23 protein-coding genes are annotated in these 20,872 nt (G+C 69.2%); 7 read left to right on the top strand and 16 right to left on the bottom strand.

Annotated elements, in window-relative coordinates; genetic code table 11:
- The first annotated feature begins 2 nt into the window (after window positions 1-2).
- Window positions 3-1,040 (top strand): polyprenyl synthetase family protein, encoded by a 1,038-nt coding sequence (locus E1287_RS09250; protein ID WP_131964445.1) that lies wholly within the window; start codon window positions 3-5, stop codon window positions 1,038-1,040.
- A gap of 8 nt (window positions 1,041-1,048) precedes the next feature.
- On the opposite strand, the gene E1287_RS09245 is transcribed toward E1287_RS09250, so the two are convergent.
- From E1287_RS09245 to rarD, 9 genes are all read right to left on the bottom strand, one after another.
- Window positions 1,049-1,678, bottom strand: coding sequence for an ATP/GTP-binding protein (locus tag E1287_RS09245; protein WP_131964444.1), 630 nt, complete (start codon window positions 1,676-1,678; stop codon window positions 1,049-1,051).
- Window positions 1,659-2,099 (bottom strand): DUF742 domain-containing protein, encoded by a 441-nt coding sequence (locus tag E1287_RS09240; RefSeq protein WP_131964443.1) that lies wholly within the window; start codon window positions 2,097-2,099, stop codon window positions 1,659-1,661. The genes E1287_RS09245 and E1287_RS09240 overlap by 20 nt, the downstream gene beginning before the upstream one ends.
- Window positions 2,096-2,518, bottom strand: coding sequence for a roadblock/LC7 domain-containing protein (locus tag E1287_RS09235; protein WP_131964442.1), 423 nt, complete (start codon window positions 2,516-2,518; stop codon window positions 2,096-2,098). Before E1287_RS09235 ends, E1287_RS09240 begins: the two co-directional genes overlap by 4 nt.
- Entirely contained in the window at window positions 2,515-4,959 is a 2,445-nt protein-coding gene (locus E1287_RS09230; RefSeq protein ID WP_131964441.1) for a nitrate- and nitrite sensing domain-containing protein, read from the bottom strand. The genes E1287_RS09235 and E1287_RS09230 overlap by 4 nt, the downstream gene beginning before the upstream one ends.
- A gap of 241 nt (window positions 4,960-5,200) precedes the next feature.
- On the bottom strand, window positions 5,201-6,832 hold the full coding sequence (locus E1287_RS09225) for a prenyltransferase/squalene oxidase repeat-containing protein (protein WP_243718767.1): 1,632 nt from the start codon (window positions 6,830-6,832) through the stop codon (window positions 5,201-5,203).
- Window positions 6,833-6,894: 62 nt separating this feature from the next.
- Window positions 6,895-7,791, bottom strand: a complete 897-nt coding sequence (locus E1287_RS43605; protein ID WP_165968937.1) for a terpene synthase family protein — start codon at window positions 7,789-7,791, stop codon at window positions 6,895-6,897.
- Between the two features lie 49 nt (window positions 7,792-7,840).
- Complete coding sequence (locus E1287_RS09210) at window positions 7,841-9,094, bottom strand: cytochrome P450 (protein ID WP_165968936.1); 1,254 nt, start codon at window positions 9,092-9,094, stop codon at window positions 7,841-7,843.
- Window positions 9,095-9,514: 420 nt separating this feature from the next.
- Window positions 9,515-9,706: a hypothetical protein gene (locus tag E1287_RS09205; RefSeq protein WP_131964436.1), complete on the bottom strand. Its 192-nt coding sequence runs from the start codon at window positions 9,704-9,706 to the stop codon at window positions 9,515-9,517.
- Between the two features lie 219 nt (window positions 9,707-9,925).
- Complete coding sequence (gene rarD / locus E1287_RS09200; protein WP_243718765.1) at window positions 9,926-10,810, bottom strand: EamA family transporter RarD; 885 nt, start codon at window positions 10,808-10,810, stop codon at window positions 9,926-9,928.
- A 74-nt stretch (window positions 10,811-10,884) separates the two neighbouring features.
- Between rarD and msrA the strand changes: the two genes are divergently transcribed.
- Window positions 10,885-11,541: a peptide-methionine (S)-S-oxide reductase MsrA gene (gene msrA, locus E1287_RS09195; RefSeq protein WP_131964435.1), complete on the top strand. Its 657-nt coding sequence runs from the start codon at window positions 10,885-10,887 to the stop codon at window positions 11,539-11,541.
- 23 nt (window positions 11,542-11,564) lie between these two features.
- Here msrA and E1287_RS45490 read toward each other — a convergent pair whose 3' ends face one another.
- Together E1287_RS45490 and E1287_RS09190 are read right to left on the bottom strand one after the other, a co-directional pair.
- On the bottom strand, window positions 11,565-11,873 hold the full coding sequence (locus E1287_RS45490) for a hypothetical protein (protein WP_243718763.1): 309 nt from the start codon (window positions 11,871-11,873) through the stop codon (window positions 11,565-11,567).
- Entirely contained in the window at window positions 11,873-12,802 is a 930-nt protein-coding gene (locus E1287_RS09190) for a helix-turn-helix transcriptional regulator (protein ID WP_243718762.1), read from the bottom strand. The genes E1287_RS45490 and E1287_RS09190 overlap by 1 nt, the downstream gene beginning before the upstream one ends.
- 189 nt (window positions 12,803-12,991) lie before the next feature.
- Between E1287_RS09190 and E1287_RS09185 the strand changes: the two genes are divergently transcribed.
- A complete protein-coding gene (locus E1287_RS09185) occupies window positions 12,992-13,243 on the top strand; it encodes a hypothetical protein (protein WP_131964434.1) in 252 nt (83 codons plus the stop codon).
- On the top strand, window positions 13,243-13,458 hold the full coding sequence (locus E1287_RS09180; protein ID WP_131964433.1) for a hypothetical protein: 216 nt from the start codon (window positions 13,243-13,245) through the stop codon (window positions 13,456-13,458). The genes E1287_RS09185 and E1287_RS09180 overlap by 1 nt, the downstream gene beginning before the upstream one ends.
- A 673-nt stretch (window positions 13,459-14,131) precedes the next feature.
- Here E1287_RS09180 and E1287_RS09175 read toward each other — a convergent pair.
- Both E1287_RS09175 and E1287_RS09170 read right to left on the bottom strand, forming a co-directional pair.
- Window positions 14,132-14,536, bottom strand: a complete 405-nt coding sequence (locus E1287_RS09175; RefSeq protein ID WP_131964432.1) for a VOC family protein — start codon at window positions 14,534-14,536, stop codon at window positions 14,132-14,134.
- Between the two features lie 35 nt (window positions 14,537-14,571).
- Window positions 14,572-15,081 carry a pyridoxamine 5'-phosphate oxidase family protein gene (locus E1287_RS09170; protein WP_131964431.1) on the bottom strand — a complete coding sequence of 170 codons (510 nt, stop codon included), beginning with the start codon at window positions 15,079-15,081 and terminating at the stop codon, window positions 14,572-14,574.
- Between the two features lie 195 nt (window positions 15,082-15,276).
- On the opposite strand from E1287_RS09170, the gene E1287_RS09165 reads away from it, so the two are divergent.
- Window positions 15,277-15,654, top strand: a complete 378-nt coding sequence (locus E1287_RS09165; protein WP_131964430.1) for a hotdog domain-containing protein — start codon at window positions 15,277-15,279, stop codon at window positions 15,652-15,654.
- A gap of 40 nt (window positions 15,655-15,694) precedes the next feature.
- Window positions 15,695-16,468 (top strand): methylenetetrahydrofolate reductase, encoded by a 774-nt coding sequence (locus E1287_RS09160; RefSeq protein WP_131964429.1) that lies wholly within the window; start codon window positions 15,695-15,697, stop codon window positions 16,466-16,468.
- Here E1287_RS09160 and E1287_RS09155 read toward each other — a convergent pair.
- Window positions 16,465-17,076 (bottom strand): response regulator transcription factor, encoded by a 612-nt coding sequence (locus E1287_RS09155; RefSeq protein WP_131964428.1) that lies wholly within the window; start codon window positions 17,074-17,076, stop codon window positions 16,465-16,467. The two genes, E1287_RS09160 and E1287_RS09155, sit on opposite strands and share 4 nt — an antisense overlap.
- Window positions 17,073-18,164, bottom strand: a complete 1,092-nt coding sequence (locus tag E1287_RS09150) for a sensor histidine kinase (protein ID WP_131964427.1) — start codon at window positions 18,162-18,164, stop codon at window positions 17,073-17,075. Before E1287_RS09150 ends, E1287_RS09155 begins: the two co-directional genes overlap by 4 nt.
- Before the next feature lie 162 nt (window positions 18,165-18,326).
- Here E1287_RS09150 and E1287_RS09145 point away from each other — a divergent pair, with 162 nt between their 5' ends.
- Complete coding sequence (locus tag E1287_RS09145) at window positions 18,327-19,616, top strand: tannase/feruloyl esterase family alpha/beta hydrolase (protein ID WP_131964426.1); 1,290 nt, start codon at window positions 18,327-18,329, stop codon at window positions 19,614-19,616.
- 362 nt (window positions 19,617-19,978) lie between these two features.
- Here E1287_RS09145 and E1287_RS09140 read toward each other — a convergent pair whose 3' ends face one another.
- Complete coding sequence (locus E1287_RS09140) at window positions 19,979-20,761, bottom strand: ABC transporter permease subunit (RefSeq protein ID WP_347813960.1); 783 nt, start codon at window positions 20,759-20,761, stop codon at window positions 19,979-19,981.
- Window positions 20,762-20,872: the final 111 nt, after the last annotated feature.

The raw sequence follows: 20,872 nt of genomic DNA, 5'->3' as shown, positions 1-20,872 counted from the left end.
GGGTGAGCAACCCTTCCACTGAGAAGCCCGGCGGGCCGGCCACCGAGACCGGCCCGTTCGGGCTTTCCGTCGACGCGGCTCTCGCGGCCGACGCCAAGGAGCGCCTCGCCGCCGTCGAGGCCCTCCTCCTCGACCGCGTCCGCGGCGAGGACCCGCTGCTCTCCGACGCCTCCAAGCACCTGGTCGAGGCGGGCGGCAAGCGGTTCCGGCCGATGCTCGTGCTGCTGGCCTCCCACTTCGGCGACCCGTCCGCGCCGGGCGTCGTCCCCGCCGCGGTCGTCGTGGAGCTGACGCACCTCGGCACCCTCTACCACGACGACGTGATGGACGAGGCGACCGTCCGCCGCGGCCAGCAGTCCGCCAACTCCCGCTGGACGAACACCGTCGCGATCCTCACCGGCGACTACCTGTTCGCCCGCGCGTCCGACCTGCTCGCCGACCTCGGCCCTGACGCCGTCCGGATCCAGGCCCGCGCGTTCGGACGGCTCGTCCGCGGCCAGATCCAGGAGACCGTCGGGCCGCGTCCCGGAGCCGACCAGCTCGAGCACTACCTGCAGGTCGTGGCCGACAAGACCGGTTCCCTCATCGCCGTCTCCGGCCATTTCGGCGCCCTGCTCGCGGGCGCACCCGACCAGGTCGTCCGGACGGTCACGTCCGCGTGCGAGAAGATCGGCGTGGCGTTCCAGCTCTCCGACGACATCCTGGACATCGCGTCCGAGACGGAAGAGTCGGGCAAGACCCCCGGCACCGACCTCCGCGAAGGCATCCGGACTCTGCCGATGCACCACGTCCTCGCCGGGATCGGTTCGGGCGCGGACGACGCCCGCCTCCGCGAACTCCTCGTCCGCGACCTGTCCGACGACGCGCTCCACGCCGAGGCCCTCGCGCTGCTGCGCGCCCACCCCGCGATGGACCGCGCCCGCGCCGACCTCCGCCGCTGGGCCGAGGACGCCCGCGCCGAACTCCTCACCCTCCCCGCCATCCCGGCCCGCGACGCCCTCACCCACCTCTGCGACTACGTCGTCTCCAGGACGGGCTGACGCGGCCTTCACACGTTCTGCGGCTGGGCCTCCTCGGACAGGCCGCGGTACTTCATCGCATGCACGACGAGGTCGATGAGGACCTCCTTGCAGGAGTCGAGCCTGCGCGCGTCGCAGAGCATCACGGGAACCTTGGGGCCCAGGTTGAGGGCCATCTCGATCTCCGCGAGGTCGTACCGCTTGGCGCCCTCGAAGCAGTTGACGGCGACGACGAACGGCGTCTTGCGGCGCTCGAAGTAGTCGACCGACGGGAAGCAGTCGGACAGGCGCCGCGTGTCGGCGAGGACGACCGCGCCGAGCGCGCCGAGCGCGACCTCGTCCCACATGAACCAGAACCGCTTCTGGCCGGGGGTGCCGAACAGGTAGACGACGTACTCGTCCCGCATCGTGATGCGGCCGAAGTCCATCGCGACCGTGGTGGTGTCCTTGCGTTCGACGCCGGCGACGTCGTCCACGCCGACGCCGCGGTCGGTGAGGAGTTCCTCGGTGCGCAGCGGCTGGGTCTCCGAGACCGTGCCCACCATGGTGGTCTTGCCGACCCCGAAGCCGCCCGCGATCACGATCTTGACCGCGGTGGGGAGCCGGCGGGCGCGCACACCCCCTGCCGGGGTGCTGCGCCTAGAGGGCCCGGAGACCATCGATCACCGCCTTGTAGATCCTGATGTCGTGCATGTCCGCCTCCGGTTCGGGTTCCTGCAGGGAGACGAACCCCTTGTCGAGCAGATCGCCGAGCATCACCCGCACCGTCGCGACGGGAAGGTCGAGGTGGCCGGTGATCTCGGCGACCGACATCACGTCCTGGCAGAGCCGGACGATGGCCAGATGCTCGGGCCCGAGCCCGATCGTGGTGTCGGGTTCCACGCCGACCGCGACCACCATCGTGATCAGGTCGAACGTGCCGCGGGACGGCTCGGTGCGGCCGCTCGTCATCACGTACGGGCGCACCATCGGGCCGGCGCTCTCGTCGAGCCAGCGCTCCGCGGCGTCCGGTTCCGGCTCCGGCTCCGGCGGCGGCGCCTCCGCCCAGAAATCGGGCGACGGGTCGTCGGGCGGGATCATCCGGCCTGTCCCTCCGCGCTCTCCGCACGGGACGGCGACGTGAGATGGTGCCCCATCGCCGTGACGAGCATGGCCATCTCGTAGGCGGTGAGGCCCACGTCGGCGTCCTCCTCGGCCAGGACCGCGAGGCAGGCGCCCTTGCCGGCCACCGTCACCAGCAGGTACGCCGACTGCATCTCCACGATCGTCTGCCGGACGGGCCCGCCGCCGAACCGGGTCCCGGCCCCCTTGGCGAGGCTCTGGATCCCGGCGGCGACGGCGGCGAGGTGCTCGCCGTCGTCCTGCGGCAGGCCCTCGGAGGCGGCCATGAGCAGGCCGTCCGCCGACAGGACGACCGCGCTCCGGGCGTGCGGCAGCCGGTGGACCAGGTCGTCCAGCAACCAGCCCAGATCGGATGAGGAACCGGTCTTCTGCGTCACTGATCTTCCTCGCCTTCCGCTGCGTTGGTGCCGAGGATCTTGTCGCGCTGTTCGGCCGGGACGGCCTGTTCGTTCTGGGCTGCGTCCGTGCGGCCCTGCCGGGTCCCGCGCTGGTAGGCGCCCATGATCCGCTGGATCTCTTCAGGGGAGCGGCCGGGGTCGTCGTGCTCGTCCGGCTCGCCTGCGGCGGCCGGTTCGTCGCCGCGCAGGGGCTCGGCGAGGTTCGCCTGCGGAACCCGGACGGGCAGGCCGGACGGCGTGATGGAGATGTCGGGCACTGGCGGCTGGTCCTCCGGCCGGGGATGGGAGTCCTCCGCCTCGGGCCGCGGATCCGCGTCAGGCCGTGGGTCGCCGTCGTCGTGCCGGGCGGGCTGGTCCGCCTGCGGCTCGCCGGCGGCGGTCTGCCCGTTCGGTTCACCCGACGCCCCTGGAGCCGACTCGGGCGGCGGCACCGCGATCAGCGCGGGCTGCGGCCCCGTGCCTCCGCCGCCGGACGCGGCGCCGACCGCGGCCGGCCGGCGCACTTCCAGGCCGTTCTTGGTGGTGGCGGGCGCCGGACTCTGCTCGACGACGAGATCCCGGGGGATGACGACGACGGCGGTGGTGCCGCCGTAGGCGGAGCGCTTCAGCGATACCTGCACGTTGTACCGCTCGGCGAGCCTGCTGACCACGAACAGGCCGAGCTGGACAGAACTCTGCAGGTTGAAGTCGGGCGGGTCGGCGATCCGCGCGTTGATCTCGGCGAGCCTCTCGTCGGACATGCCGAGCCCGCGGTCCTCGATGTCGATCGCGTAGCCGCTGGCCACCAGATGCCCGCCGACCTGCACGACGGTCTCGGGCGGGGAGAACGACACGGCGTTCTCGATCAGCTCGGCGAGCAGGTGGGTGAGGTCGCCGACGGCGCGTCCGGCCAGCTCGACCGGCCCGAACGGCAGCACGGTGACGCGGGTGTAGTCCTCGACCTCGCCGACCGCGGCGCGGACGACGTCCACCATCGGGACGGAGTTGCGCCACCCGCGGGCGGGCAGCGCGCCGGACAGCACGATGAGGTTCTCGGCGTTGCGCCGCATCCGGGTCGCGAGGTGGTCGAGCTTGAACAGCTCCTCCAGCTCCTTGACCTCGATGTCGCGGCGGCGCTCCATGGTGTCGAGCATGGTCAGCTGCCGGTGCACGAGCGTCTGGGTGCGGCGGGCCAGGCTGAGCAGGACGTCCCGGACACCGCGCCGCAGCTCGGCCTGCTCGACGGCGGTCCGGATCGCGGTCTCCTGCACGGCGTTGAACGCGCGCCCCACCTGCCCGATCTCGTCCGCACCGAACTCCAGCGGCGGCGCCTCCACGGCGACGTCCACCGTCTCCCCATGCCCGAGCCGCTCGACGACCCCGGGCAACCGCTGCTCCGCCAGCTCCCACGCCGCGCTCCGCAGCCGTTCGAGCTGCCGCACCAGCGCACGCGCGGTGGTGATCGACATCACGATGGACGCGATGACCGCCAGCAGTCCCAGACCTCCGGCCAGCAGCAATCGCACGATGATGCCGAAGGCCATCGGCTTGGCGCGCTCGACCAGCCGGTCCCCGCCGTCGAGGACCACCTGCTCCAACAGCTCCTGGACGGGGGCCATCGCCGCTCGCCATTCCTCGGCCCGGATCCTCGGCGCCGCACCGCCGGGCCTGCTCTGGATGACGCGTTCCTCCAGCAGCCGGAGTCGCGCGTACGCGTCGCTCTTGAGCACCGCGTTGTACTGGGCGAGATCAGCCTTGGGAAGTTCCGCCGCGGCCTCGGTGTGCAGGAACCGCTGGACGCCGCGGAGTTCGACGAACTGCGCATGCTCGGCGGGGGTGAAGCGTCCGGACGCGATGACCCCGGCGAGGAACGCGTCCTCACGAGAGAGGACCTCCTTGGCCCTGGTCAGGGAGTTGAGGGTACGGCTGTCCTTGGCGATGGCTTCGTCGTCCACGTTGCCGGCCGAGCCGTAGAGGCGGTAGGCCGCGTCGATGACGTCGTTGAACGGCTTGGCGGCCACATTCCGGTCTACGGAGCGGCCGTCGACGGCGCTCCGGGCGGCGCCGAGCGCGTCCAGCCGGGCGAATGATTCCTCGATCCGTCGCTCGACGGCGTCGCCCGCCACACGGGAGACGGCGCCGCTCGAGGTCTTCTCCCGGTAGTCGGACACCGCCCCGTCGACCTTCCGGCGCTGCTGGTCCAGCGCGGCCCGCTGCTGGCGTCCCTGGCTGCCGAGGTAGACCAGCGAGAGGCGCCGCTCCTGCTGCAATTGGGTGACCAGTTCGACGGCGGGACGGCCGATCTTCTGGTCGAGCGTGTTGATGGCCAGGAGGTTCAGTCCCTCCCGCATGGTCACCCATGCGGCGAAGGCCCACAACGCGGTGAGCGATAGGAGCAGGGCGGCAATTTTCGTCCGCAGACGTGAGTTGCGGATGCGCATCAACCAGTCCTCAACGAGTTCCCGAGCGGCCGGCGGACCGCCGCAGAGGGGGTTCGGGGCCGTGGTGAGCGGGCGTGCAGTGCGACGGGAAGCGATCGCCTCGCACGCGCCAGTACCTTAGCAACCTCGCGGGCTCAGATGACGTACTTTGTTCCCATCAGTGATGGGTTTTTCGTTAATGTCGCCGCGTCTTGTGATGCAGGAAACATGAACGACATGTTGCCGTTGGGTCTGTTCGATGCTACGGGACGTACTTCCTGGCGAGGTGCTGAGCGGCCAGGATGGAGGCGCGCACGATGGCCACGGGAAGGTAGAGGTCCTTGTCGTGCCACAGCGCCGGACCCTCAATGTGTCCATTGTTCGAGCGAGCCCAGAGTACCGAGAGGAATTTATCCCCCCGAGTTATGGATTCCTTATACATCTCTGTCGGCTCAGGCGCTCCGGTGTCCGAGGGGGTTGGCAGCAGTATCTGCAGTGCGTACGCCGTTTCCTCCGCCGTCCCGCCCCATAGCCCCCAAGAGCCGTCGGGACGCTGCGTTTCCAGTACCCATGCGCGGGCCAGTTCGAGGACCCCGGCCGCCCTGGCCCCGCCGAAGCGGGCCAGCGCCGCGACACAGCACGCCGTCGCGTAGTAGGGGGACGCGTGCCACCTGTCCACCCAGCTTCCGTCCGCACGCTGCTGGTCGCTGAGCAGGGTCACGAGCTCGTCGACGGCCTTCGCGTATCGCGGAACGGACGCCGGGAGGGACTCTCCGCACTTCAGGACGTTGTGCAGGTACTGGCCGAACGCTTCGAGCACATGGGCGTTGACCGTGATCGAGAAGCCCCCTTCACCTGGCCAGGTGCAGAAGTGCGTGGGTGTTTCATACGTCCACAGGGCCTCTGGGGACCGAGACACCCCGAGCAGTCCGAGGGCGTACAGGGTGGCAGACGTCGTATCCGCGTCCGCGGGAAGTCCCTCCGCGGCGGGGGTCCCGACCGGTCCGAGCGCGGCCTCGAGATTCCTCATCAGCGCGGCCGGGGCGGTGGAGATGACCCCCGCGCGGGCGAGGGTGCTCAGAACCCAGGCTCGCTCGAAGACGGTGATGGGGAAGCCGCACGGCACCGGCCCCGCATGGTCATCGGCGACGGCCTCCAGGAAGAGCCGGGCCGGATGCCGCGGACGAAACGCGCCCCGTCCGCCGAGCCATGCGGCGGTGGCCGCGGGAGACGCGCCGATCGCGCCGCTGGAACCCGGGTGGACGGTGCGCGCCCCGCCGGCGAGGTCGCCGGCGACCTCCAGTGCGTGCAGCACCTTCTCCGGAAGGTTGATGCCCGCGATGAGAGCCGTGCGCATCTTGGCGAGACGTCCTCCGTCCAGACCCTTCGGTGTTCCCAGCCGAGCGTCTGTCGAGATGCGGCCGGTGAACGGCGGAGAGGAGCCGCCGAGCCGGTCCAGGTGCCGATTGATCGAGCCGACCAGGGAGCCGACGATCAGATCGCTCGCGGGCAGGTCCGGGAACATGCCGAAGTTCAGGGCGGGCAATCGCCGCAGGAGCGGAGGCAACGCCCGGTCTAGCGCGCCGGACACCTTCCCGAGATCCGCCTCGTTCCTTTTGCTCGCGGAGTTCCCCTCATCATCCGTCCCGCCGCCCGCGCGGCTCCGGAGCACGGTGAGCAAGGCCTCCACCGCGCTCAGCGTCGGGACGACCGCATAGGCGCCCGGTGCGCCCCAGAGACCGTCCGGCCGCTGGGCATCCAGAATGTACTGGACGCGTCGACTGTGGCCCGCGAGCCACGGAGACAGCGAGATCAGGCGACCCGTTTCGTAGACGGACAGGGAAACCTGCCCCCAGGGACGAGTGAGAAGGCTGGTCAGTAGCTCATGTGCCACCGCGGTCACGTTGGTGTCCGCAGCCTCCTGCTCAGTTCCGCACGATGAGGCGCAGTCGGATCTCACAGGTTTCCCCAGTAGTCGGAACCTCCGTAGAAGCCGGTGCAGAAATCGAGCTGGCGCTCGAGGTACCGGGCCAGACGCGGATGGTCGGCCCGCATCGGGGCCGCCGCCTCCTGGAACTCGCGAGTCAACTCGGCGATGCGCCGGGCGACCTCTTCGCGGCCGACACCGAGCAGCAGCGCGTTGAGATCGCCCCACTCGAGGTCTCGCTCGTAGGTGCCGAGATCGTTGATCAATCGTCCTGTGCGCTGGGCCGCCAGGCCGGCGTTCTGGATGGTCGCGATGTCATGTTCCGTCGGTGGCGGGCTCGTGAATGCCCAGTGCGACACGAAGGCGAAGGAGAATCCGAAGTTGTCCGCGTTGTCGAGGTATTCGGCGAAGGTGGGACGCCCCTTCTCCCCGGCCTCCCGCCAGTCCCACTCGCGCGCCATCGCCCGCAGGAAGCGGGCGAGGTGGTCGCGCCAGACGGGCCGGAGCGCGCCCCAGGCGGGCGCCTCCGCCAGCTCGTCGCGGATGTCGGCGAGCGAGAGCAGGAGGTCGTCGTCGGGCGGTACGGCGCCGTCCGCAACGGCCAGGCACCCGGCCACGATCTCCTCCACCGCCGTCCGGGACGTCGCCGCGTAGTCGACGAGCCAGTCCGCACCGAAGCCCCACAGCGCCGCGCGGTTCGCAAGTCGCAACTCTTCGCTTGCGGCCCACGGCGCACTGAATGACATGCATTGGCAGACCGTGTGGTACAGAGTCGTGTCGAAGGGCTTGGCAGAGAACAGGCGGCCGTACTGGGCGGTCCAGCGCTGGGTGTCTCGTGCGGCCTGCCCGGCCACGGCGCAGATCCTGCCGATCTCCACGGCGGGAGGCAGGTCGTCGAACTCGAGGGCATGCTCGCTGGAGGTCATTGTCGGGCCTTCTCACGCGGTGCGGGATGCGGACGTGGCGCGCCGTCGCTCAGCGCCGAACGGGCTCAAGCGTGATCTTCACGCGGTCGCGGGGCTTCAGCGTGATGTCCACTCGCGGCTCAACCGGATGTGGGCTGTGAAGTATCGGCCGATACTTGCTGAGCAGCGTGGCCAGGATGAGCGGTGCCTCGATGAAGAAGAAGACGCGTCCCGCGCACTGGTTGGGGCCGCCACCGAACGCCATGAACGCGAACCTGTGCCGAGATCTGCCCGTGGCGAATCGCTCCGGGTCGAAGACGTACGGCTGCGGCCATATTCCGGGCAGGCGGTGTGTGAGGAAGGGGCTGACGGCGACGATGGCGCCCGCCTTGATGCGGACTCCGTCGATGAGGTCGTCCGCCTCGACGACCCGCGGGGCGATCCAGGCGACCGAGTACAGGCGCAGCGCCTCGTGCAGGACCATCTTGGTGTAGGTCAGGTCCGCCACGTGCTCGAACGACGGCGGACCCTCCCCTACTACCCGGTCCATCTCGTCGTAGAGCCTGGCACGGACTTCGGGATTGAGGTCCAGCGCCGCCCACAGGAACGTCAGTACCGAGACCGTGGTGTCCGTGGCCGCGACGAACAGGCCCGTGATCCCGTCCCGCACCGCGCGGTCATCGATCCCCTTGCCGTCCTCGCCCCGCGCGTTGAGGAGCAGGGACACGACGTCCCGTCCGCCGGCGCCGTTCCGGCGCGCCTCGCGGACGATGGGGAAGATGAGGTCGTCCACCGCCTGGACGGATCGGTTGAAGGTCCTGTCCCCCGGGAGCGGCACCGAGAGCGGGACGAAGGGCATCAGCATCCGCGATCGGAACGAAGAGGTCGTGGCGGTCACCATCACCTGGCCGAGTTCGTCGATCTGCGACACCGAGATCCGATCACCGATGAGCACGCGGATTATCGTCCGGTACACGATGCGGGTCATCTCCTCGTAGGCGTCGACCGGTCGTTCCGGGTCGGCTCGTTCGCCCAGTTCGCCCACGGCATCGGAGATCGTCGCCACCATCTTGTCGGCGACCAGCGCGGTGCTCGGTCCCGAGAGCAGGTCCTGGTACACCCTCCTCTTGACGGGCCAGGACGGATCCGCATCGGAGGTCTCGCCCACCAGCCGGCTGAGCGGCTTCCACATCATGCCGTCACGCCGGTAGTTGTCGACGTTGTCGCGCAGGACGTGCTGAAGGTGATCCGGATGTGTGATCAGATACGGGCGGAAGGGGCCGAGGTTCGCGCGCACGATCCGGCCGTCCGCTTCCCTGCCCATCTCCTCGAACTCTCTTAGAGGGTCACGCAGAAGCCCTGGCAGGTGGCTGATTGAGAGCGTCTGTGCCTTATGGACGGTCCGGATACGGGCATCGACGGACATTCTCGACCCCTCTGTGAAGCCGGCGCCAAGAAGACCACCGGCTCGTGACCTTTGAGGACTTTCAGGCAGATCGAGCTGCGTGGGCATTTTGTAGTTAGATGGGCGTTCTGACCGAGTTGTAGGAAGTATCACATGATCATTTGACGAAAACAAGTGTCCAGCCGGGGGTAGGTTTGGTCATCCATGCGTGACGTGGCTCACTTTGCAAGCGATTCGTCAGTCCAGTCAGAAAGATCTCAACTGAGCTCGATCGACAATTCGGGATAATTGCTATCGAATATGCTTGCGAAATCGTCCGGTGACGAGTCCGCAGGAAGGTCAGCGGACGTTTCGGTCGGCGGGCAGCAGGTCCGGCCATCCATGACGCTCCGCCACCCGCACCTCGCCCGTCACCTTCCGCGACCCGCAGTAGGCCACGACCGCGTACGTCCGGGGTTCGGCGTTCGGCCTGACGGTGGCCGCGCCGTCCACTGCCCGGCCGGTGAACGCCGCGGACGTCGCAGACCTCACGCCATCGCATCGCGGAACCGAGACCCGGACCCGCTCTCCCGGCTTCACTATCTCGGGCCGCACTGAGACACCGTCGCGTTCGGCCGGGGTCGCGTCACCCGTTCCTGGAGCCAGGAGGCCGACGGCGACGAGTGCCGTTCCCAGGATGATGACGCTGACCAGCCGCAACGAGAGCTCCCTCGGATCCGGGCGCGTGTGACGTCCGGCACTTTAGCCTCCCTAGGCGGTCTCGGGGAGCGCTTCGCGGCGGGCGGCCCGCAGACCGTCCCAGGTGAGCATCACCAGCGCGAGCCACACCAGCAGGAAGCCCGTCCAGCGGCTCGCCGGCATCTCCTCGTGCTGGACGAACACTCCGATGGCGAACTGCAGGACAGGCGCCAGGTACTGCAACATGCCGATGACCGTCAGCGGCAACCTGATCGCCGCCGCGTTGAAGAACATCATCGGCACAGCCGTCACCACACCCGCCGCGGCCAGCAGAACCGCCTGTCCGACGCCCTGATGCCCGAACGTCCCCTCGCCTCCGCCCTCCAACACGAGCACGAAGCCCAAGGCGGGCAGGAACAGCACGGCCGTCTCGACCGCCAAGCCCTCCGCCGACGGCATGTCGACGAACTTCTTGATCAGCCCGTACGTCCCGAAGGCCACCGCCAGCACCAGCGCGATCCAGGGAGGACGCCCGTAGTCGACGGTCAGCACGACCACCGCCAGCGTGCCCATCCCGACCGCGCACCACTGCCACGTCCGCAGCCGCTCCCGGAAAACGACGACACCGAACAGCACGCTGATCAGCGGGTTGATGAAGTACCCCAGCGCCGCCTCGATCGTCTGCCCGCTGTTGACGGCGTAGATATACGTGCCCCAGTTGACCGTGACCATCACCGCCGCCAGCGCCAGCAGCACGACCTGCCGGACGGTCAGCGTCCTGACCCACCGCAGGCTCCGCCGCGCGGCGAGCACCGCCCCCACCGCGACCAGCGACCACATGATCCGGTGCGCGAGGATCTCGACCGCGCCCGCCGGCTTCAGCAGCGGCCAGTACAGCGGGAACAACCCCCACAGCACGTACGCCGCGACCCCGAACGCGATCCCCCGCCTCACCACGAAAGCAACCTACCAGGACGTAATCAGCCATAAGAGAAACACTCATGACTCCGGCGGCGAGCTAACCTGAGGGCATGTTCGGCTTCGCGAAGACCCAGATGGTCACCCCGGAGAAGGCCCTCCCTGGCAGGGACGAGCCCATCCCGGTCCCGCCGCGCCACGAGGTCCTCAACGCCCCGCTCGCCCCGCCCTACCCGGACGGCGCCGAAATCGCCGAGTTCGCCCTCGGCTGCTTCTGGGGCGCCGAACGCAAGTTCTGGCAGACCCCCGGCGTCATCTCCACCGCCGCCGGCTACGAGGGCGGCTACACCCCGAACCCCACCTACGAAGAGGTCTGCAGCGGCCAGACCGGTCACGCGGAGGCCGTCCGCGTCGTCTACGACCCCGCCAAGGTCACCTACGACGACCTGCTCCGCGTCTTCTGGGAGTCCCACGACCCCACCCAGGGCATGCGCCAGGGCAACGACGTAGGCACCCAGTACCGCTCGGCCATCTTCTACCGCACCGACGCCCAGAAGAAGGCCGCCGAAGCCTCCCGAGACGCCTACCAACCCGTCCTGACCAAGGCCGGCTACGGCGAAATCACCACCGACCTAACCCCCGCCACCGACTTCTACTACGCCGAGGACTACCACCAGCAGTATCTTTCAAGCAATAAAAACCCCAACGGCTACTGCGGCCTAGGCGGCACGGGCCTTAGTTGTCCTGTGGGCGTCGCCCGGGCTGAGTAAAGGCTGACCTGCTGGAACGCCCGTCAGGCCGCGTACGTGTCGAGCACTTCGCGTACCTCGGGGATGTCGCGGAACGGCTCCAGCTTCGTGAGGACGATGCGGCCTCGCTGGGTCGTGCGGTCGCTCGCGAAGTCGGCCGAAAGGTCGAGCATCCTGCGCGCCGCCAGGGCAGCCTCCTCTGGCTCGTTCGCGTCTACGAGTGCGACCGCGAGCCATGAGAGGTAGAGGGCCAGTTCGCGGGTGTGGGTGGAGTCGTAGCGGCTGAGCACCTCTTGCAGGAGCGGAACGGCGCGCAACGGTTTCCGAAGCTCCGTGTAGACGCGGGCGTCCATCACATCGAGTTCCTCGGGGGAGACCCAATAGGCCCAGTCTGGGGACTCCTGCGAGTCCTCGTTGGCCATGGCTTCGTGGGCCTCGGCGAGAGCGCGCATCGCTGGTGGGTGTCGCCTGCTTTGGTGTGGGCCCATGCGACTCGGTCAAGGTAGAGCGCGCGGGCCTTGGCCGGGGCGTCCGGCCCTGCCTCTTCTAGCGCCGCAAGGGCGAGGCTCAGCCCGTCGTCTTCGCGGCCAGTGTTGGAGAGCTGGTAGGCGAGGCTTCCGGCGAGGTTGCCAACCAGGGCGAGGTCTCCGGCTTCCCTAGCGGCCGAGACTCCAAGCCGGTAGACGCGCGCCGCCTGCTCGTGCTCGCCTGCGTCGCTGGCGATCCATCCCGTGATCTGCGCCATCTCTCCGATGCTGCTCAGAAGAGAGCGGCCGGTCTCCTCGGAATGCGTCGTCTCCCGGTAGAGCCGGATGGCACCGTCCAGTTCCCGGAGCGCGGGGGCGAGTAGATCGCCACCGGCGATGACGTCGTCGGCCAGTCGCAGGCTGTGCGCCCGGTCGGCAAGGGTGGCGGCTGTGGTGGCTCCCACTCGGCGGCCTGCTTCGCTCGCTAGGGGGCCAAGATCCACGTCGTGATCGGGCAAGAAGTAGGCGAGCGCCTCAGCCGGACTGCGCGGCCCGGCGCTGATGTCCTCGCCTCGCGCATGGGCGGCTCCGCGTTCAAGCGTGTCAAGTGGAACGCTCAGGGCCGTCGCGAGGGCGGGTAGCCAGACATCCGGAACGCGCTCACCTCGTTCCCATCGGCTGACCTCGTGCCGCGTCACAGAGACGGTCCCGGACATCCGGCACAACGTCTCTGCCAGTTGTCTCTGGCTCTTGTGTGCGTCCCTGCGCATCTGTGCGAGGTACGCGCCGAATCGCTTCCGCTTTGCGTCGCCCACGCTGGCCCCTCTCTCCCTTAAGTCTGGCCCCTCCCTGGCTCCCCGGCTGGTGCCTCCGGGAGATCCGGTGAGAAAGACAGGCTCAGAGCCCTGGAACGGCGGTACCTCCCCACCGGTCAACTCCGGTCGATCGCGGTGGCGCTGGGTGCTGCTCCTTTGCATCCCCCGTGCTCGACGGAAGGACGGCTCATGGCAGACGGTGCGGGCAGGCCGCTGGACGAGTTGGCGGAGCAACTCTCCCAGCGGCGATGCCTGGCGCAGGTGTACGGGGACACGCTCGTGGTGTCGCTGGGCGTGCGTGGTGAGCAAGTGATCGCTTGTGATGGTCAGCGCTTCCGGTGGGGTGGTGAGCGCGGACACGTCATCGGTGATGTGGGGAAGGAGTCGGCGGCGGCGGACCGGACGCTGTTGGTCCTGCGGCAGATCAGGCGGTGGTCGTGATGACCCGTAGCGGGACGGCGGCGAGCGTGGGGACCGTTGAGGCGCTGGACACGACATTCCTGGCATCGGCGACGGCTCCGGCTCAGGTGCGCACGCTGGTTGAGTTGCGGCTTGCGTCCTGGGGGCTGGGCAGGCTGCGCGACGACATGGCGCTGATCGCCAGTGAGTTGGTGACCAACTCACTGAAATGGGGGACGAGCGGGAGATCCGGGTGAGGCTCGCGCGGGAGCCTCTCGGGGTCCTGCTGGCGGTGTGGGACTCCTCGGACGGCAAGCCAGTCCGTAAGCGGGCGCTGGGCGTTGTGGCCGGTGACATGGCTGCGGACCCTGAGGCGCTGAACCCGGGATACGACTCCGGACGGGCGGCCGGGGCCTGCCGATCGTGCAGGCGCTGACCTCGGAGTGTGGAGTGACCGAAACTGCCCCGGCCGGGAAATGGGTGTGGGCTCGCATGGCCGTTTGACCTACTCGGACGAGCCGAGGAACGAACAGATCAGCCGAGAGGGGCCGGAGATGGTTGACGGTGTTCGCCGCAGAGTCGGCCGGTGGCAAATGGTGCTGCGCTGGCGGAAGAACAAATAGCTGCGGAAGCCCGCGTACTCCCAGTAGGGGTGGCCGGCCCGCTCAAGGTCAATTCTGATTTCCTTGCTGATCCCGACGAGCCGACCGGCGATTCCCCGGGTCTGCCGGTGCAGCCCTCAGCGGAAGCAGAAGGACCGGCGCCGAGCGGGCTATGAGAGGAGGCAGGATGCGGGAGGTCAGGAGGGCCACCGCCCCAGGACGATCAAGACGGCCCAGAAGGCGGCCACGATCGGAGCGAACACGATGGGGCGTCGCCGATCAGGATCGCGGCGACCGTGGCCGCGCCGCTGCATCTCTGCGCTGTTTGTCAGGTGAAGTCGGCTTCTGTCATGCCGGGTGGGTGGCCGGGGGGCCACTGGACGAGTTCGATCTTGTAGCCGTCGGGGTCGGTCAGCCAGGACGTCCTGAATCCCGGGCCCAGTTCCGCCGGCGGTTCGGCCGTGACGCCCTTGTCCGCTAGGTCGGCGATCGTGGTGTCGAGATCGTCCACCTGGACGACGAGGTGGTTGACGGCGCCGGTGTCGTTGACCGGTCGCGCGGGGTCGTGGACGAGTTCGAGGCTGACGAACGGGTCGTCGGGCAGCTTGAGCATGGTCAGGCTGCCGAAGTCCGTCTCGGGGACACGGCCGAGTTCGGCGTAGCCCAATGCGGTGTAGAAGGTGAGCGAGCGTTCCAGGTCGGTGACCCGCAGCCCGAGGTGCAGCATGCGCATGAGCGGCAGGCTAGTGCGGCATGGGCCGCCAGGGGTCAGGTGGGGAATCGGTGGGTGGTGTGGGTGAAGTCGCCTTTGCCGAAGGCGAGGGCCTTTGCCGGGCGAACCGTGAAGACGTGCACGTCGTCGGCTTTGTTGTGGGAGAAGCCGGTTTCGGTGACCTGGTATTGCCATTGGCCTTCCCATTTGGCCGCCCAGGCGGTGGCGAGGCGTTCGAGGGTGGCGCGGTCGGTGACGCGTTGGGCCGTGCCTTCGACCATCACGTCGAGTCCCTCGTCCCATCGGTTGCAGCCGGTGGTCAGGACGACCTGGGGATTCCCGGCGAGGTTCCGTGCTTTCTGCTCGCCCGGGCCGGTGCAGAAGTGCAGGGCGTCGTCAAGCCACACGGCCACCAGGGGCGTGACGTGGGGACGTCCGTCCGGGCGGACGGTGGTGATCCAGAACAGTTGTGCGTTTTCCAGCGCTTCGCGTGTGGTGGTCCAGGACGTCGCTTGGGCGCTGGGATCGCTGAACCGTTCGTCCAGACGGGTCACCGGGTCGGTCATGGTCACTCCCAAGGAAGAGGGTGCGGTCGGGTCATGCCGGGGAGGGGATCCCCGTTGAGAGCGGGGCTGAACCTCGCGGCTACGCGGTCGGGGGAGTCCGCGCTACCGGGAGGAGGCTCGTTGTGAAGGTACGGTCGGGGCATGGCATTCGGCGGGGTGGCGGCCGGTCCTGGCACGTGGTCGGAGGTGTGACGCGTGGAGCCGGGGCTGCGGGCGGAGACGTCCATTGTGGTCGGGGACGAGGACACCGCGTCCACCGTGGGGAGCGGCGACGTCCCCGTACTGGCGACGCCGAGGCTGCTCGCGGTCATGGAGGCGGTGACGGTCGAGGCCGTCCGGCCGTCTCTGGACGGAGGGCAGACGTCGGTCGGCACGCGTGTGGAGTTGGAGCATCGGGCGGCCAGTGCTGTGGGCGTGCGCGTGACGGTCGAAGCCGAATTGCTGGAGGTCGAAGGGGCGCGGCTCGTCTTCGGGTGTACGGCCACTGATGAGCACGGCACAGTGGTGGGCAGCGGGCGCGTTGAGCGTGTCGTCGTCGATCGGGAACGGTTTCTCTCGCGCCTTTCCCGGTGATGTGAACCCGGCTGTCAGAGGACGTGGGTAGGGTCGGGGGATGGGGTTCGAGGTCGTTTGTGAAGTCGAGCCGCCGATGCGGCCGGATTTGACGCGGGTGCGGCATCAGATCGGTGTGCTGAGCCCTGTCGCGGATTCGTTTCTGATTCCGGACAACCATATTGGACGTGCCACCGTGTCGAGTGTGGCCGTCGCTCACGAGGTTCAGGCCATGGGGGCGCGGGGGATCGCCTGCTTGAACTCGCGCGACCGTAATCTGCTGGGCTTTCGTCGGGATTTGCTGACGGCGGCGGCGTATGGGGTGGAGCGGTTCCTGTTCGTTTACGGGGACAAGCCCTCGGCGGGCGGACGGACGAGTGAGCTGACCGTCCGGGCGATGATGGACGAGACGCGGGCCGCCGGGGACGACGCGGCGTTCGCGGGCTGCGGGCCGTTCCAGGTCGGGGTGACGTCCGGTCTGCGTAAGGTGCCGGAGTGGAAGAAGGCCGCGGACTTCATGTTCGTCCAGGTCAGTTACTCGATCGAGAATCTGTTGCGGTGGCGGGAGAGCGTCGAGGTGGACGGTCCCGTCTACGCCGGCGTGATGGTCTTGGCGAGTGGGGGAATGGCCCGGAATTTGGCGTCGTCCATTCCGGATATCGACATTCCCGCGGAGCTCGTCGAGGCCGTTGAGCGGGATCGTTCGGCGGGGGTCGCGGCGGCTTGCGAGCAGGTGCTGGCCGTCCGGGAAAGCGGCGCGTTCGACGGGGTACATCTCGTGCCGGTCAGCCGGTATCGGGAGGTCGCGGCCGTTCTGGAGCGTGAATTGCGTTAGATGAGGTTCTGGTCGCGGGCGTAGAGGGCGGCCTGGGTGCGGTCGCGGAGGCCCAGGCGTTGCAGGATGCGGGAGATGTGGTTCTTGACCGTGCCTTCGCTGAGGTAGAGGCGCTTGGCGATCTCCTTGTTGGTGGCGCCGGCGGCGATCAGGCGCAGCACCTCGGTCTCGCGTGGGGTGAGGAGGCCCGGGTCGGGGAGGGCGGCGGCCAGGCGGCGGGTGATCGTGGAGTCGAGCTGGGCGACGCCGGAGCGGGCCAGCCGGACGGCGGCGGCGAGTTCGGCCGCCGGGAGGTTCTTGAGGAGGTAGCCGGACGCCCCCGCGCGCATGGCCTGGACGACGTACTCGTCGTCGTCGAACGTGGTGAGCATCACGACCTTGCAGGACGGGTGGCGGGCGAGGACCTCGGCGGTGGCGGTGACGCCGTCCATGCCGGGCATGCGGACGTCCATCAGGACGACGTCGGCGGACGCGGCGGCCTCGACGGCGGCGGCCCCGTCGGCGGCGGTGCCGATCACCTCGATGCCGGGCTGGATGCCGAGGAGCGACGCGATCCCCTCGCGGACCAGTTCCTGGTCGTCGACGACGAGGACGCGGACCGGGTTCACCACGGCACCCGGATCGAGATCGTGGTGCCCGCGGGGCCGCTCGCCAGGTCGAGGCTGCCGTCGAGGAGCGCGATGCGGTCGCGCATGCCGCGCAGCCCGAATCCCTCGGCGTCTTCATGGGCGGGGAAGCCCTGGCCGTTGTCCTTGATGGTGAGGGTCGCGCCTGTGTCCTCATAGGCGAGGGTCAGTCGGACGTTGGTGGCGCCGGAGTGGCGGCAGGCGTTGGTCAGGGCCTCCTGGGCTGCGCGGTAGAGGGCGGTGAGGGAGGCGAGTGGACGGCCTTCCTCGTCGCCGGTCACGTCGAGGCTGATGGTCAGGCCGTCCAGGTGGTTGATGAGGTCGGTCAGGGCGTCGGTGAGGCGGAATGGGCGTCGTCCTAGGGCACGCACCGACTGGCGGACCTCGGTCAGCGCGCGGTCCGCCGACCAGCGGGCGTTGCCGACGGCCTCCCGAGCACCGGACGGGTCGAGCTCGGCGAACGCGTCGGCCTTCTCCAGCTGGACGGCGATCGCGGTGAGGTGGTGGCCGAGGCTGTCGTGGATCTCGCGGGCGAGGCGGTTGCGCTCCTGGGCCGCCGACAGCGCCTCGACCTCGTGCATGATCCCTTCCAGCCGGACGCGGGCCTCCCGTTCGCGGACGGCGACGGCCGCCATCGTGATCGCGAGGACGATGCCGAGCGCGAACATCACGACGTCGGAGACGTGCTCCGCGCGGGTCTGCCAGCCCGGGACCCGGACGGTGAACAGCACCGGGAGCGCCGCGACGAAGGCCGTGCCGAGGACGATAGCGGTGCGGCGTCCGAACGTGAAGTACGCGGTGAACGGGACGAGGACGAACAGGGCCCGCGCGATGCCGGAGTCGTCGAGCGCGTTGACGGCGACGTAGAGGCCGGTCTGGACGAGGAGGAGGACGGCCGCTGGAACGCGGCGTTCGGCGGCGTCGAGTCCGATCAGGAGGAGCAGGAGCGCGGAGAAGGCCGCGACCTGGAATGACGGACCGGTGTCCACGAGTGCGTAGTACGCGCCTCCGGCCAGTACCGCGAGGCAGAGGAGGGGCGACACCCAGGGCACCGGGCGCGTCGAGGCCATGGACGGAGGCTACGTGGGCGTGGACGCCCCGGCCACCGGCGGGACGGAATCTGGCCAAAGGTCATGTGCCGTTCGGGCCAAGCGGGTCCGGCTGTTTCGCACTTATCCGTGAATGGCGACGCTCATTACGGTGCGTGATGTCTCTCACGGAAGGTGTTCGACATGTTGCGTGCCATAGCGCTCGTTTCCGTCCTGCTGGCCGCGATGGCAGTGCCGGTCGGCGCGGCGGCGGATGCGGGGTGCGGTGAACGGGGCCTGCGGGTTCCGGGCGCCGTGCGATCCGTCGCGGTTTGCCTGCCCGATCTGACAACGGCGGGGACGGTTCCGGCCGGGCATACCGACCCGGCCGACTGGGCCGGGCTGGAGGCTCCCGGGACGGTCAATCCGTCGGGCGTTCCCGGAATCCAGATCGACGGCCATTTCCCTGACTCGTCCAAGACCAACCCAACGCACGGGTGGAACCAGGATTCGCAGTTCGTGATCCGACTGCCGCGGCGTTGGAACGGCGGGCTGGTCGTCAGCGGCCCGCCCGGCGTAAGGGAGCAGTACGCGAACGACCGCATCATCGGCGACCACGTCCTGGCCAGGGGGTACGCGTTCGCGGCGACGGACAAGGGCAACACCGGGCCGGCCATCCACACGGACGGGCGCCGCCCGGGTGACGCCATTCAGGAATGGCACCTGCGGATGGCGCAGCTGACGCAGGCGGCCAAGCGCGTCGCGGCGCAGAAGTACGGACGCGAGCCGCGGTACACGTACGTGGCGGGGTTGTCGGCCGGTGGTTACCTCGTCCGCGGGCAGCTCGAACGATTCCCCTGGCTTTACACCGGCGGGGTCGACTGGAACTCGCTGTTCTTCGCGTCCAAGGGGCCGAGCCTGCTCACGACGTTGCCCCCCGCGCTGCGCGCCTATCCGCGGTATGCGGCGGGCAAGCCGGGGGCGCACGAGGAGATGCTCGCCGCCGGATATCCGGCCGGTTCGGAGCCGCTCTGGGGCTATCACCACAAGAACCTGTGGGATTTCCTCCAGCGGATCGTCCGGGAGGAGCTCGACCCGTCCTATGACGGCGCGCGGGAGGCGGGGACGCCCTTCTGCGCGGAGGGGACGGGCGCGGGATGCGATACCGATTACGAATACGGCTCCCGCCCGCGCGAGGTGCAGGACGCCGTCCGGCGGGTGTCGTTGACGGGGCGGATTCACCGTCCGCTCATCAGCGTTCAGGGGACGCTCGACGTCCTGACGCCGATCAGCAAGTACGGCGACGTGTACGCGCAGATGGTCAAAAGGGCCGGGCGGGAAGGGCTGCACCGCTACTACCGCGTGCCCGGCGGCACTCACACGGACGGGCTGAGCGGCGCGTTTCCCGCGCTCGTCCGCCCGATGCAGGCCGACTTCCTGATCGCCTTCGCCCGGCTGGCCGACTGGACGCAGCGCGGCGTCCGCCCCGAGTGAGCACTTTCACAATGCCGCAGGGCCTTCCCGAACGCGGGAAGGCCCTGCGGACGAAGCGGTCAGTACGGCAGGAGGCGGCCCGAAGGGGTCCGCAGGTCGGGCTGGCTCGGTTGACGTGGGGGCCTGGGGCGTTTGATGAGCTGCTGCCGTGCCATGTTGATCATCTCCCCCCGCCGGGCTGGATCTAACCCGGCGATCGAGCCGATGTCGCGCTGCTCTAAGTAGGACGCCTTCACCCTGCGCGAGGTTCGCCGAGCTTATGCGACAACCTCTGCCCGTTCGACCGATTTTCAGCCGCGCGAACGTCGCGGAGTGTGCCCGGACGGTCGGCAGCCCCTGGTCAGGACGCGATGTCGCCGGGGTCAGGACACGATGTCGCGGCTGCGGAAGCGGCGGAACGCGAGCGCGAACAGCACGACCGCGTAAGCGATCGAGACGGCCGCGCCCTTGGCCATGCCCGTCCAGGCGATCTCGGGCTGGAGGGCGTCCATCCACGCGTACATCCAGTGGGTCGGGAGGAAGTCGCGCCAGGAGCCGAGCGCGGTGACGGCGTCCAGGATGTTGCTGACGATGACGAGGCCGACCGCGCCGCCGACCGCGCCGAGCGGAGAGTCGGTGGTGACCGAGAGCAGGAACGCCAGCGCCGCGACGACGAGCTGCGAGACGAGGGCGTACCCGACGATGATCGCCATCCGGTCGAGCGCCGTGCTCACCGGGACGGTGCCGCCGGTCGGGAGCTCGACGTCGCCCCAGCCGAACGCGACCGTCCCGGCGAGCAGCGACATCAGCGGCAGGCTGACGACCGCGACGACCGCGTACGACAGCGCGACGATCAGCTTCTGGCGGAGCAGGCGGCCGCGCGGCACGGGCGCGGCGAGGAGGTAGCGCAGCGACGACCAGCCCGCTTCGCTCGCGACGGTGTCGCCGCAGAACAGGGCCACCGCGACGACGAGCAGGAATCCGGTCGAGACGAACAACGCGAACAGGGCGAAGTTCAGGGCGCTGGACGTGGCGACGTCGACCAGGCCGGGCACGCCGTCCGTGCCGGGGTCGCCGCCGACCTTGAACGCGACGACCAGCACCCACGGCAGGACGAGCAGGATCCCGAACGCGACCAGCGTGCGGCGGCGGCGGAACTGGCGCACCGCCTCCACCCGCAGCGGAAGCGTCCGCCGGACGTCGTACGCGGTCACGGGCCTGGCCGTCCCGGCTTCGGGCGGGCTCGTGCGGGCGGGCCCGGGCGGGCTCGTGTGAGC

This window comes from Actinomadura sp. KC06 (assembly GCF_004348735.1).
Taxonomy (GTDB): Bacteria; Actinomycetota; Actinomycetes; order Streptosporangiales; family Streptosporangiaceae; genus Spirillospora.
Note: the sequence above shows the minus strand (reverse complement) of the source record. Positions and strands in the feature narration are given on the sequence as shown.